14 protein-coding genes and 1 tRNA gene are annotated in these 14,707 nt (G+C 73.6%); 7 read left to right on the top strand and 8 right to left on the bottom strand.

The window, feature by feature from the left end:
* Positions 1-95: 95 nt before the first annotated feature.
* The 6 genes from IM632_RS11510 to hemC form a co-directional block, all read right to left on the bottom strand.
* Complete coding sequence (locus IM632_RS11510; RefSeq protein ID WP_296479975.1) at positions 96-605, bottom strand: N-acetyltransferase; 510 nt, start codon at positions 603-605, stop codon at positions 96-98.
* Between the two features lie 33 nt (positions 606-638).
* Positions 639-714: transfer RNA gene (locus IM632_RS11505), tRNA-Thr, on the bottom strand.
* Between the two features lie 37 nt (positions 715-751).
* The gene (locus IM632_RS11500; RefSeq protein ID WP_296479976.1) at positions 752-2,269 is read right to left on the bottom strand and encodes a heme biosynthesis HemY N-terminal domain-containing protein; all 1,518 of its coding nucleotides are present in this window, start codon (positions 2,267-2,269) and stop codon (positions 752-754) included.
* Positions 2,266-3,114, bottom strand: coding sequence for a hypothetical protein (locus IM632_RS11495; RefSeq protein ID WP_296504312.1), 849 nt, complete (start codon positions 3,112-3,114; stop codon positions 2,266-2,268). The genes IM632_RS11500 and IM632_RS11495 overlap by 4 nt, the downstream gene beginning before the upstream one ends.
* Entirely contained in the window at positions 3,111-3,821 is a 711-nt protein-coding gene (locus tag IM632_RS11490; protein WP_296479978.1) for a uroporphyrinogen-III synthase, read from the bottom strand. Before IM632_RS11490 ends, IM632_RS11495 begins: the two co-directional genes overlap by 4 nt.
* A 34-nt stretch (positions 3,822-3,855) precedes the next feature.
* Entirely contained in the window at positions 3,856-4,806 is a 951-nt protein-coding gene (gene hemC / locus IM632_RS11485) for a hydroxymethylbilane synthase (protein WP_296479979.1), read from the bottom strand.
* Positions 4,807-4,891: 85 nt separating this feature from the next.
* Between hemC and tsaD the strand changes: the two genes are divergently transcribed.
* The 4 genes from tsaD to IM632_RS11465 are packed head-to-tail and all read left to right on the top strand — an operon-like array spanning position 4,892 to position 7,649.
* Positions 4,892-5,977, top strand: a complete 1,086-nt coding sequence (gene tsaD / locus IM632_RS11480) for a tRNA (adenosine(37)-N6)-threonylcarbamoyltransferase complex transferase subunit TsaD (RefSeq protein WP_296552353.1) — start codon at positions 4,892-4,894, stop codon at positions 5,975-5,977.
* Complete coding sequence (locus IM632_RS11475; RefSeq protein ID WP_296552352.1) at positions 5,974-6,975, top strand: NAD(P)H-dependent glycerol-3-phosphate dehydrogenase; 1,002 nt, start codon at positions 5,974-5,976, stop codon at positions 6,973-6,975. Before tsaD ends, IM632_RS11475 begins: the two co-directional genes overlap by 4 nt.
* Before the next feature lie 21 nt (positions 6,976-6,996).
* Entirely contained in the window at positions 6,997-7,281 is a 285-nt protein-coding gene (locus IM632_RS11470) for a YciI family protein (protein ID WP_293511268.1), read from the top strand.
* On the top strand, positions 7,281-7,649 hold the full coding sequence (locus tag IM632_RS11465; protein ID WP_296479982.1) for a Rieske 2Fe-2S domain-containing protein: 369 nt from the start codon (positions 7,281-7,283) through the stop codon (positions 7,647-7,649). Before IM632_RS11470 ends, IM632_RS11465 begins: the two co-directional genes overlap by 1 nt.
* A 17-nt stretch (positions 7,650-7,666) precedes the next feature.
* Here the strand turns inward: IM632_RS11465 and IM632_RS11460 are convergent, their stop codons facing one another.
* Entirely contained in the window at positions 7,667-8,419 is a 753-nt protein-coding gene (locus tag IM632_RS11460) for a creatininase family protein (RefSeq protein ID WP_296479983.1), read from the bottom strand.
* 144 nt (positions 8,420-8,563) lie between these two features.
* Here IM632_RS11460 and acs point away from each other — a divergent pair, with 144 nt between their 5' ends.
* Positions 8,564-10,501 (top strand): acetate--CoA ligase, encoded by a 1,938-nt coding sequence (gene acs / locus IM632_RS11455; RefSeq protein WP_296479984.1) that lies wholly within the window; start codon positions 8,564-8,566, stop codon positions 10,499-10,501.
* A gap of 7 nt (positions 10,502-10,508) precedes the next feature.
* Positions 10,509-11,510, top strand: a complete 1,002-nt coding sequence (locus IM632_RS11450; RefSeq protein ID WP_296498903.1) for a small ribosomal subunit Rsm22 family protein — start codon at positions 10,509-10,511, stop codon at positions 11,508-11,510.
* On the opposite strand, the gene IM632_RS11445 is transcribed toward IM632_RS11450, so the two are convergent.
* Complete coding sequence (locus IM632_RS11445) at positions 11,504-11,878, bottom strand: hypothetical protein (protein WP_296480950.1); 375 nt, start codon at positions 11,876-11,878, stop codon at positions 11,504-11,506. The genes IM632_RS11450 and IM632_RS11445 overlap by 7 nt on opposite strands.
* Before the next feature lie 179 nt (positions 11,879-12,057).
* On the opposite strand from IM632_RS11445, the gene IM632_RS11440 reads away from it, so the two are divergent.
* Positions 12,058-14,439, top strand: coding sequence for a DNA translocase FtsK (locus tag IM632_RS11440; RefSeq protein WP_296480947.1), 2,382 nt, complete (start codon positions 12,058-12,060; stop codon positions 14,437-14,439).
* The last annotated feature ends 268 nt before the right edge of the window (positions 14,440-14,707 follow it).

The raw sequence follows: 14,707 nt of genomic DNA, 5'->3' as shown, positions 1-14,707 counted from the left end.
CTCATCGCCGCCATGGCCGCGTGCGTGACGGGGGTCGCTGCGGGGCCGGCGAAAAGGCCGTAGCCCTTGCGGGGCGGATGTGAACCGGGGGGCGCTCAGGCATAGAAGGCCGGGTGGAAGCGGAACCGGCCGGGCGGGATTTCGCCCGCCAGGGCCAGGACCATGAAGAACTCGGCCGGTTCGGCCTCCGGCGCGTGCTCTGGCGCCGGCAGAAAGCCATGCCGGGGATAGTAGCCGGGATCGCCCGTCAGGATGCAGCCTCGCGCGCCCTGGCCCGAAAGCCAGCTCTTCGCCTCGGCGATGAGGGCGCCGCCGACACCCTGCCTCTGCAGCGCCGGCTCTGCGGAGATGGGGCCAAGTCCGAACCATCCCTCCGCGCCGCTCTCATGAGTGACCGGGGAGAGGGCGACATGGCCGACGACCCGGCCCTCCAGCTCGGCCACCAGCGAGAGACTCAGCGCACCAAGGCGCCTCAGGGCGTCGATCAGGTCCGGTTCGTCGCCGGCGGCGAAGGCCATGGGCGCAAAGGCCCGCCGGGTCAGGTCATGGATCACGGGACGGTCCCGCTCGTCCTCGGGCCGGATCCGGATCGGCAGAGGGGTCATCTCAAGAGCTCCAGGGCGCCGGACTGGGGGAGATGGTGCCGCCTAGGTGACTCGAACACCTGACCTACGCATTACGAATGCGCCGCTCTACCGGCTGAGCTAAGGCGGCCCAAGGGCCTGTCGGGCGCTGGGGCCCGCGGACGGGCCTACTTAGCGTCTCGCGGCGGTCTCGCCAAGCGGCGACGCGCAGGGGGCGGGGCGACCGGCGGCGGGGCCGGGTCGGGATCCTCGTCCTCCTCCTCGCCCTGAAGGCCCTCGCCGATGGGGAAGGGAACCGGCGCCTCCAGGGCCGTGAAGTCCTGTTCGGCATAGGACATGGGCAGGTCCGGCAGGTCGGAGAGGCCGGGCTCGCGGCGCTCGTGCCGCGGATGGATGAGCTCGCCCGTCTCGGCGAAGCTGACGGCCAGGCGCGCCCAGTCGGCGGGCTGGTAGGAAAAGGCCCGGCCCTCGGGGTCGAGGTCCGACCAGTCCGGCTCGCCCGGCGCCGAAATCCCGCGCCCGCGCCAGACCCGGGCCTCGTCCGGTCGGCCGGCGGCGAAGGCGGCGCGGGCCATGAGGCCGGCGATCCGGGCGGTCAGGGGCTCGGCCTCCAGACCCCGGGCGAGTTCGACCGCCCGGGCGGCGTCGCCGCCGGTCAGGGCCGCCTCCACCGTCAGGATGCGGGACTCCCGGGCGCCGGGGTTGAGGGCGGCGAGGGCCGCCAGCCGGCCGGCCCGCTCGCGGGGAGTCTCCCGGGTCTTCAGGTCGCGAAGGGCCAGCCAGAGGGCCGGGTGGGGCGCTGCCTTCCACGCCGCCTCAATGACCTGGGCGGCGCGGCCGGCCTTGCCCTGGGCGGACAAAAGGCGCGCGGCCATGACCACGCCGGGGGCGAAGCCGGGCTGCAGGCGGGCGGCCTCAAGGGCGTAGTCGGCGGCGCGGCTGCGGGCCCGGGCGTCGCCCGTCAGGTCGAGCTGGGCGGCGGAGGCGGCGAGCAGGGCGGCGCGGCCGCGCTCGGCCACCTCCGGGCTGACGATGCGCCGGTCCTGGCCGGTCTTGAGGAGGTCTCGGGCGGCCTCCCAGTCGCCGTCCTCCAGCCGGGCCTCGAGGAGGACGCGCCAGGCCCAGCGGGCGGTGCGGGCCAGGGCGAAGGCGGCCTCGGCGTGCTGCAGGGCCGCGGTCCGCTCACCCCGGCTCAGGGCCAGGGTGGTAAGGCCCCGCCGGGCGGCGAGGCGCAGGTCAGGGAAGGCCAGCATGGCGGTCCAGGCGGCTTCGGCGGCGGCCGGGTCTTCCGCGGCCTCGGCGGCCCGGGCGGCGAGCAGTCGCCCCAGGGCCGGCGCCTCGGAAGAAAGCTCGGCGGCCTTGGCGGCCAGGCGGCGGGCCTCGGCGCCATCCCCGGCGGCGACGGCCACGAAGCCGCGGGTCAGAACCTCCAGCTCCTGCCGGCGGCGGGACTCGGCCCGGGCGGCGGCGGCGCGTCGGGGGGCGTCCGCCACCCAGAGGACCAGGCGCCAGGCGGCGAAGGCCAGAAGGGAGAGGAGGACGACGAGGACCAGAAGGGCCGTGGCGGTCATGTCCGCCCGCCAGCCCAGCCAGAGGATGCTGGCGCGCCCGGACTCCCCGGCCAGGGACAGGAGGATCGCGGCGGTGAAGGCCGCCAGGAGCAGGAAGAGGGCCGAGCGGATCACGGGGCGGCCTCCTCGAGGCGGGCGAGGTCGCGCAGGGCGCGCTCCCCAAGGGCGGCGGCCTGCCGGTCCAGCCGGGCGCGAGCCTGGGCCCGGTCCCACCAGGGGGCCAGCGCCGCCTGCGCGGCGGGAGGCAGGCCGGCGAGACTGGCCAGCGCCGCCTCCAGGTCGCCCTCGTTCAGCTGGACCTCGGCCCGGGCGAGCCGGGCCTCCGGCGCATCGCCCGGCAGCCGCCCCACAGGCCGGACCAGGATGACCCGGGACAGCCCCGCCAGCAGGCGCTCGCCCAGGGGCGCCGTCTCGCTTGGCTGGCGGGCGGCGGCGGCGGCGCGGGCGGCGAAGTCGGGGAACTCCAGCGCCAGGGTCGCCCGGCTGGGGGCGCCCGTGGACGCCATGGCTGCAAAGCCGGAGAGGTCGAGGTCGGCCGGGGCGAGGGCCTCCACCGCCGCCAGCTCCGAGGTGAAGGGCCGGGAGGTCTGGGCGGCGGAGAGCAGGGCGGCGGCGGCCAGGGCGGACCGGGCCGAAGCGGCTGTCCGGCTGCGGCCAGCCTCAAGGTCATCGAGACGCGCCTCGAGGCGGGCCAGGTCGGTGGCGGGAACCGCCGGGATCTGGGCGGGCGCCGGGGCGTCCACCGCAACCGGCGCCGGGGCCGGCGACGGAGTCGCGGGGGCCTCTGCGGCCGGCGGCGACGACGGGCCGAAGTCGAGGGGCGCCGGCAGGCGGGGTCCGAACCGGATGAAGGCGGCGACGGCAATGGCGACTGCGGCGGCGAAGGCGAGCAACGCCCAGAAAAACCGACCGGCGAGGGTCGGCGAGCGGGACGGCGGCGGCGGGGGCGTTTCGGTCATCGCAGGGAGGCTAGCAGATTTAGCATGTCGGATTCGAGGGGCCTGTCCGGAGCGGCCCTGGCGGGAAGATCCAGGCCCTCGAGGGGGGCCAGGCAGGCGGGGGACAGCCCCAGGACGGCGGGCCGGGAGGCCAGAGGCGCCAGGTGGCCTGCGAGGATCCGGCCGGCCCGGGGCGAATGGGCCAGGACGACCGGAGCGGCCAGGGCCTCTTCCAGCTGGGCGGCGGTCGGCCGGGTCTCCCGGGCGGCGTAGACCGCAACCCGGCGGGCCGGCCGGCCGGAGGCGAGGAGGCGTCCCGCGAGGTCCCCGGCAGGTTCCCGGGCGGCGGCGTGGAGCACCTCGCCCGGCGGGGCGTCCGCCAGGATCCGGCGAGCCAGGGCCTCGACGTCGCCCGCACCGGGACGGATGTCCGTGAATCCGGCGGACCGCGCCGCGGCGGCGGTGGCCGGACCCACCACATAGACCGGTCCGGACCGGCGCGGGCTGAGCCGGGCGAAGGCGCGCACGCCGTTGGCGGAGGTAAAGGCCAGGGGCCCCTCTCCGCCGAGCGCCCCTGCAGCCTCGGGAAGGTCCACGGTCTCCAGCAAGGGCAGGACGAGGGGCTCAAGTCCCAGCGCCGCAACCCGGGCGGCCGTGCGGGCGGCGCCGGGCTCGGCCCGGGTGATCCAGACGGCGCGGGAAGCATCAGGGCGGGCGGGGAGGCTCATGGTGAGGCCGACAATGCGCCCCTGCGCCGGGGAATCAATCGGCCAGGAGGATGAGGTCGCCGCCTTCGGCCTGGAGGCGTCGCCCCAGATCGAGCCCGAGCAGGGCCGCCGCCGAAGGGCCGGCCGAGGCGGCCATGCGGGCCTCGCCCCGGAACCGGTGCACGCCGTCCGGCGACAGGGCCTCCACGATCAGGGCCAGGTCCTCGCCCTCGGCGAAGGCGTGGGCGCCGATGGCGGTGCGGCAGCTGCCCTCCAGGGCGGCCATGGCGCCGCGCTCGGCGGCGACCGCCAGAGCCGTGGGGGCGTGCCGGAGGGCCGCCAGCCAGGACGCGTCACGGTCCGACTCGCGGGTCTGGATGGCCAGGGCCCCCTGGCCCGGCGCAGGCGGCGACAGGCACGGGTCAATGAAGCTGCGCGGCAGGTCGCCAAGGCCCAGCCGGTTCAGCCCCGAGGCCGCCAGCAGGATGGCGTCGGCCTCGCCGGCCCTCAGCTTCTCCAGCCGGGTGTCGACATTGCCGCGCAGCAGGCGCACGTCGAGGTCGGGCCTCAGGTTCAGGCTCTGGGCCTGGCGGCGCAGCGAGGCCGTGCCCAGGCGTGCGCCCCGGGGCATGTCCTCGAGCCGGTCGGCGGTGAGGCTGAGGAAGGCGTCGCGGGGATCCTCACGCTCGGGGATGGCGGCCAGGACCAGGCCCTCGGGGGCGGCCACCGGCATGTCCTTCAGCGAATGGATGGCGCAGTCGATCCGGCCGTCGAGGAGGGCCTCCTCGATCTCCTTGGTGAAGAGCCCCTTGCCGCCGACCTCCAGGAGGCGTCGGTCCTGAATCCGGTCGCCTGAGGTGGTGATGACCACCAGGGGGGCGACGCGGTCGGCCTCCTCCGGCGGCGCGCCGAGGGCGGCGGCGATGCGCCTCTGCATCTGGCCCGCCTGGGCGAGGGAGAGCTTGGAGCCGCGGGCCCCGATCCGGACAGGCTGTTGCGCAGGCACGACGGGAGGGCTACCTCGGCTGGAATTCACTCCGGACCGGCCCTACAGGAGCCGCGCCGGGGCCGCAACCCGGACCCCCGCCCGCATGAGCGACCTGACCGTCCTTGGCGTCGAGACCAGCTGCGACGAGACCGCTGCGGCGGTGGTGCGCCTGTCGGCGGACGGATCGGTCACCGTCCTGTCCTCGGTGGTCGGGCTGCAGACCGAGCGGCATGCGCCCTTCGGCGGAGTGGTCCCGGAGATCGCCGCCCGGGCGCACGTGGAGACCATCGACGCCGTCGTCGCAGAGGCCATGGACCGGGCCGGGACCGGCTGGGACGGCCTGTCGGGCGTTGCGGCCACCGCGGGGCCGGGCCTGATCGGCGGCGTGATGGTCGGCCTCGCCTTCGGCAAGGCGGTCGCCCTGGCCCGAGACCTGCCCCTGGTGGCGGTGAACCATCTGGAGGGGCATGCGGTCTCCGCCCGCCTCACCGCGCGGATCGACTATCCCTTCCTTCTGCTCCTGGTCTCCGGGGGGCACTGCCAGCTCTTGTGGGTCGAAGGGGTCGGCGCCTGCACGCGCCTGGGCTCGACCATCGACGACGCCGCCGGCGAGGCCTTCGACAAGATCGCCAAGTCCCTGGGCCTGCCCTATCCCGGCGGCCCGGCCCTGGAGCGGCTGGCGGCGTCGGGAGACCCCGGAGCGTTCGACCTGCCCAGGGCCCTCCTCGGTCGGCCGGGCTGTGACTTCTCCTTCTCGGGGCTCAAGACCGCCGCAGCGCGCCTGGCGGCGACCTGCAGCGAGGCCTCGCGGGCGGACCTCGCCGCCGCCGTCCAGGCGGCCATCGCGCGCCAGCTGGCCGAGCGGACCCGCCGGGCCATGGTGGCCTGCGCCGGGGACCTGCCCCCCGGCGGTCGGCGCTTCGTGGTCGCCGGCGGGGTGGCGGCCAACGGCGCCGTGCGCGCGGCCCTTCAGGATCTGGCGGCGGAGCTGGGCTGGAGCTTCCACGCCCCCCCCCTGGCCTATTGCACGGACAACGCCGCCATGATCGCCCTGGCCGGCGCCGAGCGGCTGGCCCTGGGCCTGACCGATCCCCTGGCCGCACCGGCCCGGCCGCGCTGGCCCCTCGACCCGGCGGCGGCGGCCGACCGGCCCACCCATCTTCCTGGCCGGAAGGGCGCCAAGGCATGAGCGAGACCTTCCGGACCGTCGGCGTGATCGGCGCCGGCGCCTGGGGCACGGCCCTGGCCCTGGTCTGCGCCCGGGCGGGCCTGGACGTCACCCTCTTCGCCCGGGAGGCGGAGGTGACGCAGGACGTCAACACCCTGCACGAGAACCGGACCTTCCTGCCCGGCGTTGCGCTGGATCCGGCGGTCCGCGCCGTCGCCAGCCCCGGGGACCTGGCCGGGCGGGACTTCTACCTGAACGTGACCCCGGCCCAGCATCTGCGCGCCAGCCTGCGCGCCTTCGCCCCCGTCATCGCCGCCGGGGCGCCTATGATCCTCTGCGCCAAGGGCATCGAGCAGGGCTCGCTGAAGCTCATGACCGAGGTGCTCTCCGAGACCCTGCCGGACGCCCGGCCCGCCGTGCTGTCAGGTCCCTCCTTCGCCGCCGAGGTGGCGCGGGGCCTGCCCACCGCCGTGACCCTGGCCTGTCCCGACGAGGCCCTGGGAGCGGCCCTGGCGCGGGCCGTGGCGGGTCCCGCCTTCCGGCCCTACGCCGCCACGGACATGGTGGGGGCGGAGGTCGGCGGGGCGGTCAAGAACGTCCTGGCCATCGCCTGCGGCGTCTCCGAGGGGCGCGGCCTGGGTCGCTCGGCCCACGCCGCCCTCATCACCCGGGGCTTCGCCGAGCTGACCCGGATGGCCGTGGCCCTGGGCGGCCGCGCCGAGACGGTCGCCGGCCTGTGCGGCCTGGGGGACCTGGTCCTGACCTGCTCCTCGCCCCAGTCGCGCAACATGAGCGTCGGCCTGGCCCTCGGTCAGGGACGCTCCCTGGAGGACGCCCTCGCCGGAAAGGTCTCGGTAGCCGAAGGCGTCGCCTCCGCCCCCGCCGTCCGCGACCTGGCCGCCCGCATCGGCGTCGAGGCGCCCATCTGCGAGGCCGTCGCCGCCATTCTCGCCGGTGAAGTGGGGGTGGAGGCGGCCATCTCCGGCCTCCTCTCCCGCCCCCTGAAGTCCGAACGCTGAACCCTGAAAGGAACCGCGCCCATGGGCCTCTACGTCCTGGTCTGCAATGACAAGCCGAACAGCCTCGAGCTCCGGCTGGCCAACCGCGAGGCCCACCTCGCCTATGCCCGCGGCTTCGCCGGACGGCTGAAGGTGGCGGGGCCCCTGCTGGACGAGGCCGGGAACATGGCCGGCTCCCTCCTGATCCTCGAGGCCGACAGCCTGGAGGACGCCCGGGCCTTCAATCTCGGCGATCCCTACCAGACGGCCGGACTGTTCGCCTCGGTCCAGGTGACGGCCTTCAAGGCGACCATCGGCGCCCTCTGATGCGTCGTCCGCAGACGGACAATCCGGCCGCTCCGCCTCCGGGGACGCGACTTTGCGCGGTGTCCGAACTGGGCGATCCGGGCGCCCGTGGCTTCCGTTTCCGGGTTGGCGAGGCCCTGTTCGCCGGATTCCTGGTTCGGGAGGGGAGCGAGGTGCGGGGCTGGATCGACTCCTGCCCTCATAACGGCTGGCCTCTGGCGGTGATGGACGACCTCTACCTGACCCGGACCGGCGACCGGATCCTCTGCGCAGCCCACGGCGCCGTCTTCCGACTGGGGGACGGGGTCTGCACCGCCGGCCCCTGCGCGGGAGAGGCCCTGACGCCCTGGCTCGTGACCGTGCGCGACGGGACCGTCGAGACGGCCTGAAGGGCCAGCCTCAGGCCTCAGCCCGCCGGCGAGACCTCGGCGGCGAAGGCGGCGACCTCCTTCACCAGCCCCTCCGCCGCCAGCTTCACGAGCTCCCCGCCCTTTTCGGGCGTGGCCTGGGCCGGGTCCGAGCCCATCCGGCCGTCCGGATAGCGGGCGCGGAAGTCCGCCGCTTCGCGGATCGGGCCGGTGGGGGCGATCTGCGGGGCATAGTTTGCGCTCTTGATGGCGTCCGGATAGGCCCACTGGGTCACGGCGATCTCGGAGGGCGTGGCGTGGCTGCCGTGCCCGGTGGGAAACTGCCGGTTTGCCAGGGCGTTGACCCCCGGCAGGTCCCACCAGTTCCTCAGCTTCAGGGAGAAACCCCGCGCCCGGCCCGCAAAGCTGGCCTCGGCGTAGAGCTCGGAGAAGGCGGCCTCGATGGTGGCGACATTCCCGCCGTGTCCGTTCAGGAAGTAGATGCGCGTAAAGCCATGGGCGGCGAGGCTGCGGCACCAGTCGCCGATGGCGGCGATGAAGGTGCTGGGCCGCAGGGAGATGGTGCCGGGGAAGCCGAGATGGTGCTGGGCCATGCCGATGTTGAAGGTGGGCGCGACCAGGAGGTCGGCCCCCTTCTGGGCCTCATGGGCGATGATCTCCGGGCAGATCCAGTCCGTACCGAGGAGACCGGTGGGGCCGTGCTGCTCGTTGGAGCCGATCGGCACGACGATCGCGCTGGAACGCTTCAGCTGGGCCTCGATCTCGGGCCAAGTGGACAGGTGCAGCAGCATGGGTATCTCCGGTGGATCGCGCAGGGAGGCTAACGTCCCCGGCGACGGGCGCAAGGCGGGGTGGAAAATCGGCGGCTGGCCGCTTCCCCCCGCCGCCCCGCCGCACTAGTAGCTTTCTGGCGATGACCGCGAGGGAGGCATGGCGTGAGCGAAGGTGAAGTGTTCCCGGTTCCCGAAGCCTGGGCGAAGAAGGCCCGGATGACGGCGGAGGGTTACGCCGCCGCCCTGGCGCGGGTGGAGACCGACCCGGACGGCTACTGGATGGAGCTGGCCGCCCGCCTCGACTGGATCCGCAAGCCCACCCGGACCAAGGACGTGTCCTTCAACCGGGAGGACTTCCGGGTGCGCTGGTACGAGGACGGGGTGCTGAACGTCTCGGTCAACTGCCTGGACCGGCACATCGCCGCCCGCGGCGACCAGGTGGCGATCATCTGGGAGCCGGATGATGGTGTGGACGGGACCACGCTCACCTATCGCCAGCTTCTGTCGGAAGTCTGCCGGATGGCCAACGTCCTGAAGGCCAAGGGCGTGAAGAAGGGCGACCGGGTCACCATCTACCTGCCGATGATCCCCCAGGCCGCCGTGGCCATGCTGGCCTGCGCCCGGATCGGCGCCGTGCATTCCGTGATCTTCGGCGGCTTTTCGCCCGACAGCATCGCCGGGCGGATCCAGGACTGCGACAGCCGCATCGTCATCACCGCCGACGAGGGGCTTCGCGGCGGGAAGGTCATCCCCCTGAAGCTCAACGTCGACGAGGCCCTGAAGGACTGCCCGCAGGTCGCCGACGTGATCGTGGTCCGGCGCACCCGGGCCGAGGTGCCGATGACCGCCGGGCGCGACGTCTTCTATTCCGACATCAAGGGAACGGTGTCCGACCAGTGCGACCCCGAGCCCATGAACGCCGAGGACCCGCTCTTCATCCTCTACACCTCCGGCTCGACGGGAAAGCCCAAGGGCGTCCTGCACACCACCGGCGGCTACCTGGTCTGGGCCTCGCACACCCATGAGCTGGTCTTCGACTACCGGCCCGGCGAGGTGTTCTGGTGCACCGCCGACGTCGGCTGGGTGACCGGGCACTCCTACGTGGTCTATGGGCCCCTGGCGAATGGCGCGACCAGCCTGATCTTCGAGGGCGTGCCCAGCTGGCCGGACAATTCCCGGTTCTGGCGGGTGGTGGACAAGCACAAGGTCGAGATCTTCTACACCGCCCCGACGGCGATCCGCGCCCTGATGCGCGATGGCGAGGGCCCGGTGAAGGCGACCTCCCGGGCCTCGCTCCGGCTGATCGGGACGGTGGGCGAGCCGATCAATCCCGAGGCCTGGCTCTGGTACCACCGGGTGGTGGGCGAGGGCCGCTGCCCCATCGTCGACACCTATTGGCAGACCGAGACCGGCGCCTGCCTGGCCTCGCCCCTGCCGGGCGCCACCGACCTGAAGCCCGGATCCTGCGCCCGCCCCCTGCCCGGCGTGAAGTTCCAGATCGTCGACGCCGAGGGCCAGGTCCTGGACGGCGCTGTCAGCGGCAACCTCTGCATCACCGACTCCTGGCCCGGCCAGATGCGGACGGTCTATGGCGACCACCAGAGGTTCATCGACACCTACTTCTCGACCTACCCGGGCAAGTACTTCACCGGCGACGGCTGCCGGCGGGACGAGGACGGCTACTACTGGATCACCGGACGGGTGGATGACGTCCTCAACGTCTCCGGGCACCGGCTCGGGACGGCGGAGATCGAGAGCGCCCTGGTCGCCCATCCCGATGTCGCCGAGGCCGCCGTGGTCGGCTATCCGCACGACGTGAAGGGACAGGGGGTCTATTGCTTCGTGACCCTCAACGCCGACGTCACCCCCACCGACGTCCTGCAGGCCGACCTCAAGGGCTGGGTCCGGCGGGAGATCGGGGCCTTTGCGGCGCCCGACATCGTCCAGTTCGCCCCCGGCCTTCCCAAGACGCGCTCGGGCAAGATCATGCGCCGCATCTTGCGCAAGATCGCCGAAAACGACCTGTCGAACCTGGGTGACACCACCACTCTCGCCGACCCGGCGGTGGTGGACGACCTCGTGAAGAACCGGCAGGCCTGAAGCCGGCTTGGACGCCGTCCTTCCAGACGCGCTCCGGGCCGCCATCGACCGGCGCCTGGAGGGGCAGGGGCGGGCCGGGCTGGCGCAGCGGGCCCTGGCCTTGTCTGAAGGCTATCGCCGGGGCCGGGCCTCCTCGGCGCTGGTGAAGGGCGAGGCCGACGCCCTTGCCTACGCCCTGACCCGGACCCCCGCCACCTACGCCGCTGCGCGCCGGGCCCTGGAAGAGGTCCTCGCGCTGAGGCCCGCCTTCGCGCCGACGCGCCTGCTGGACGCCGGAGCCGGACCGGGCGGCGGCGGCTGGGCGGCTCTTGACGCCCTGCCCGGGCTCACGGCGGTGACCCGGCTGGACCACAGCGCGGCCTTCCTGGACCTGGCGGAGGAGCTGGCGGCGGCCGGTCCGGCGGCCCTCGCGACGGCGACGCGCCTGAGGGCCGACCTCACCGATCCCGCCCTCGTGCTTCCGGACGCCGACCTGATCCTGGCGGCCTACGCCCTGACCGAAGTCCCGGTGGCGACCCTTCCCGCCGTGATCGACAAGCTCTGGTCGGCGACCCGGGGGGTCCTTCTGATCGTCGAACCCGGCTCGCCCGAGGGCTGGCGGCGGGGGCTGGAGATCCGCACCGCCCTGATCGCGGCGGGAGCGCGATTGGTGGGACCCTGTCCGCACGCGGCCGCCTGCGCCCTTCGTTCGCCGGACTGGTGCCATTTCGCCCAGAGGCTGCCCCGGGGCCGCGAGCACCGGTTGGCCAAGGGCGGCGCGGCGCCCTTCGAGGACGAGAAGTTCTTCTGGCTGGCCTTCGAGCGGCCCGTCGCCCGTGCGGCGGCGGCGCCCTCCGGCGCACGGATCATCGCACCGCCAAGACCGGGCAAGCCCGGCCTGCGGCTGCGCCTGTGCCGACCGGACGGTCGGGTGGAGGACACCGAGATCCTTCGCCGGGACAGGGTCGCCTTCGCCCGGGCCCGGCGCCTGGGCTGGGGCGAGGCCTTCGACCCCGGTGATCTTCAGTAGGGCGGGGGCTGGGTCGCGGCGGGGTCAGCGCCCTGGAGGAGATCTCCCACCGCATCCTGTCCGGCGGGCGTCTTGGCCGACGGCGCGGGCGCCTGGGACTCCGGCGCAGGCCTGGGTTTTTCCTCGGGCGCCGGTTCCGGCTCGGGTTCCGGCTCGGGCTCGGGTGGGGGCGGCGGCGGGTCGGTGGTCAGGGGCGTCACCTCGGGAGCGGCCACTGCGGGCGTCTCAGGGGGGGTGGCGGAGGTCGCCTCCCCGGGCAGGTAGGCGACATCGCGCGCGCCCAGAATCCCGGAGACGAATCCGGCGAGGGCCATCAGGGCGATCGCGATGACGGCGATCTTCCTGAGATTGCGGGGCATGGACCACATTCGCGCATTCCTAGAGCCTCCTCCGCCCGGAGGAAACCTTCTGGAGGGAAAAACAAGGACCGGCTCGAAAGGTTTACGGGGGTCAGGGAGCCGAGCCGGAAGCGGAGACCGGCGAAGTAAACGCCTCTTAACCCTCTTGTCGCCACACTGTCGGCGGACCAGCGGAAAGGCGGACCGAAATGGCGCGCGTGGCGCGGAAACGAGGTTTCGACAGGGGGGTGGAGATCGCCGGCGCGGTCTGGACCCATCCGGTCGCGGCGCGCGCCCGGGGCGCCCTTGTGGCGGCCGCCGGGGTCGGCCTCGCCGCCGCCCTGGTGACCTGGAATGTCACCGACCCCAGCCTCAACGCCTCCTCCGCAGCGGCCCCCGGCAACGCCCTGGGCGTCACCGGAGCGACCCTGGCCGACGCCCTGCTCCAAACCCTGGGCCTGGCGGGGGGGCTGGCCGCCCTGCTGCTTCTGGTCCTCGGCCTCTCCCGGCTGACGGGGCCACAGCCCGACGCCGGGCGCGGGTCCCTGCGCCTGCGCGCCCTCTGCGGCGGCCTCGCCCTGGTGGGCCTGGCGGCCCTTCTGGCCTGGGCGCCCACCCCGGTGACCTGGCCCCTGGCTCGCGGCCTGGGGGGTCTGACCGGAGACAGCCTCTTGGCGTTCGGCGCCGGCGCGCTCTCGGAGTTCAACCTGCCCTTCGGCCGGGAGATCACTGCGGTCCTGCTGGGCGGCTTCGGGGTCTGGGGTTTCATCTACGCCCTGGCGCTTCCGCGGATGGACCTGGCGGCGACGGCGGGAGCCCTGGGCGCATGGCTGCGCAACCGCAGTCTCGCCTCGGCGGTCCGCTCGCCCTTTCAGGCGGACGGGGAAACCGTCTCCGCCGCCGGATCGGGCCGGACGCGGCGGGCCAGATCGACGGCGGATCCGGTCCCGGCGCCTGTGGGGACGCCCGCGCCGGAGTCCCTGGCCCCAGGCGCGGACGACGCCGCGGCGCCGGCGATCCGGCCGCCGAAAGCGGCCCGCGAGTCCGGGCGGGAGACCCGGGAGGCGCAGGGTGTTCTCGACTTCGCCCGGGGGGAGGGGTTCTGTCTGCCCGAGCTTTCCATGCTGGCGCGATCAGGGCCCCGGGCCGCTCAGTTCGATGAAACCGCCCTGCGCCAGAACGCCCAGCTCCTGGAGGGGGTGCTGGCGGAGTTCGGGGTCCGCGGGCAGATCGACCAGATCCGTCCGGGGCCTGTCGTCACCCTCTACGAGCTGGTCCCGGCGCCTGGAGTGAAATCCGCGCGGGTGGTGGCCCTGGCCGACGACATCGCCCGTTCGATGTCCGTCGCAGCCTGCCGGGTGGCGGTGGTGCCGGGCCGGAACGCCATCGGGATCGAACTGCCCAACGCCCGCCGCGAGACGGTCTACCTGCGCGATCTCCTGTCCAGCCCGGAGTATGAGAAGACCGGGCACGCCCTGCCCATGGCCCTGGGCGAAAACATCGGCGGCGAGCCCTACATCGCCGACCTGGCCAAGATGCCTCACCTGCTGATCGCCGGCACCACCGGCTCGGGAAAGTCGGTGGGGGTCAACGCCATGATCCTGTCGATCCTCTATCGCCTGCCGCCCGAGGCCTGCCGGTTCATCATGATCGACCCGAAGATGCTGGAGCTCAGTGTCTACGACGGGATTCCCCACCTTCTGGCCCCGGTGGTCACCGACCCGAAGAAGGCCATCGTCGCCCTGAAGTGGACGGTCCGGGAGATGGAGGACCGCTACCGTCTGATGTCCAAGATCGGCGTGCGGAACGTGGCCTCCTACAACGAACGCGCCCAGGAGGCGGCGGCGAAGGGCGAGCACTTCGAGCGGACCGTCCAGACCGGCTTCGACGAACAGGGCCGGCCGGTCTACGAGAGCGAACGGGTCGACCCCCGGCCCATGCCCTACCTGGTCGTGGTCATCGACGAGGTCGCCGACCTGATGATGGTGGCGGGCAAGGATGTGGAAGGCGCGGTCCAGCGCCTGGCGCAGATGGCCCGGGCGGCCGGAATCCACCTGGTCATGGCGACGCAGAGGCCCTCCGTGGACGTCATCACCGGCACCATCAAGGCCAACTTCCCGACCCGGATCTCCTTCCAGGTCACCTCGCGGATCGACTCGCGGACCATCCTGGGGGAGCAGGGGGCCGAGCAGCTGCTGGGTCAGGGCGACATGCTCTACATGGCCGGCGGCGGGCGAATCACACGCCTGCACGGCCCCTTCGTCTCCGACGGTGAGGTCGAGGCGGTGGCGCGGTTCCTGCGCGAGCAGGGCCAGCCCCAGTATCTGGAGGAGGTCACCGCCGGGGGCGATGACGAGGACGGCGAGGGCGATTTCGGCGGCGGCGAGGGCGGGTCGGGCGACGACCTGTATGACCGGGCGGTGGCCGTTGTCACCCGGGACGGGAAGGCCTCGACCTCCTATGTCCAGCGGCGGCTGCAGATCGGCTACAACCGCGCCGCCTCCCTGATCGAGCGCATGGAGAAGGAAGGCGTGGTCAGTCCGGCCAACCATTCGGGAAAGCGCGAGATCCTGGCGCCCCCTCCCCCCTGAACTTCCGACGACTGTCAGTGCGCCCTACCGGCGCCGCATTGGCCGGGCATTGACCGCCGGGTCCGCCGGGGCCATGTCGGCGCACGGAGGGTCATCATGCCGACACGCCGCACTGCCCTGGCCGGCCTCGCCGCCACCGCCGCCCTTCCCGCGACGGCGGCGAGCCCAGCCCTCGGCGACGCCGAGCGGGCCCTGGCCGCCCGCGCGGCCGTCTGGCTGGAGACCCTTGGCGAGGCCCGGGGCGACTTCGTCCAGACGGATTCCCGGG

The organism is Phenylobacterium sp. (assembly GCF_020402505.1).
In the GTDB taxonomy this organism is placed as follows: Bacteria; Pseudomonadota; Alphaproteobacteria; order Caulobacterales; family Caulobacteraceae; genus Phenylobacterium.
The sequence above is the reverse complement of the archived record's forward strand: the minus strand, read 5'-3'. Positions and strand labels throughout refer to the sequence as shown.

What these genes read in the sequence shown, in the direction of transcription:
- IM632_RS11495 (WP_296504312.1), bottom strand. Translation starts at nt 3,114, where the DNA reads ATGACCGAAACGCCCCCGCCGCCGCCGTCCCGCTCGCCGACCCTCGCC.
- IM632_RS11475 (WP_296552352.1), top strand. Translation starts at nt 5,974, where the DNA reads ATGAGCGAGACCTTCCGGACCGTCGGCGTGATCGGCGCCGGCGCCTGG.
- IM632_RS11510 (WP_296479975.1), bottom strand. Translation starts at nt 605, where the DNA reads ATGACCCCTCTGCCGATCCGGATCCGGCCCGAGGACGAGCGGGACCGT.
- IM632_RS11460 (WP_296479983.1), bottom strand. Translation starts at nt 8,419, where the DNA reads ATGCTGCTGCACCTGTCCACTTGGCCCGAGATCGAGGCCCAGCTGAAG.
- IM632_RS11445 (WP_296480950.1), bottom strand. Translation starts at nt 11,878, where the DNA reads ATGTGGTCCATGCCCCGCAATCTCAGGAAGATCGCCGTCATCGCGATC.
- IM632_RS11470 (WP_293511268.1), top strand. Translation starts at nt 6,997, where the DNA reads ATGGGCCTCTACGTCCTGGTCTGCAATGACAAGCCGAACAGCCTCGAG.
- tsaD (WP_296552353.1), top strand. Translation starts at nt 4,892, where the DNA reads ATGAGCGACCTGACCGTCCTTGGCGTCGAGACCAGCTGCGACGAGACC.
- IM632_RS11490 (WP_296479978.1), bottom strand. Translation starts at nt 3,821, where the DNA reads ATGAGCCTCCCCGCCCGCCCTGATGCTTCCCGCGCCGTCTGGATCACC.
- IM632_RS11465 (WP_296479982.1), top strand. Translation starts at nt 7,281, where the DNA reads ATGCGTCGTCCGCAGACGGACAATCCGGCCGCTCCGCCTCCGGGGACG.
- IM632_RS11440 (WP_296480947.1), top strand. Translation starts at nt 12,058, where the DNA reads ATGGCGCGCGTGGCGCGGAAACGAGGTTTCGACAGGGGGGTGGAGATC.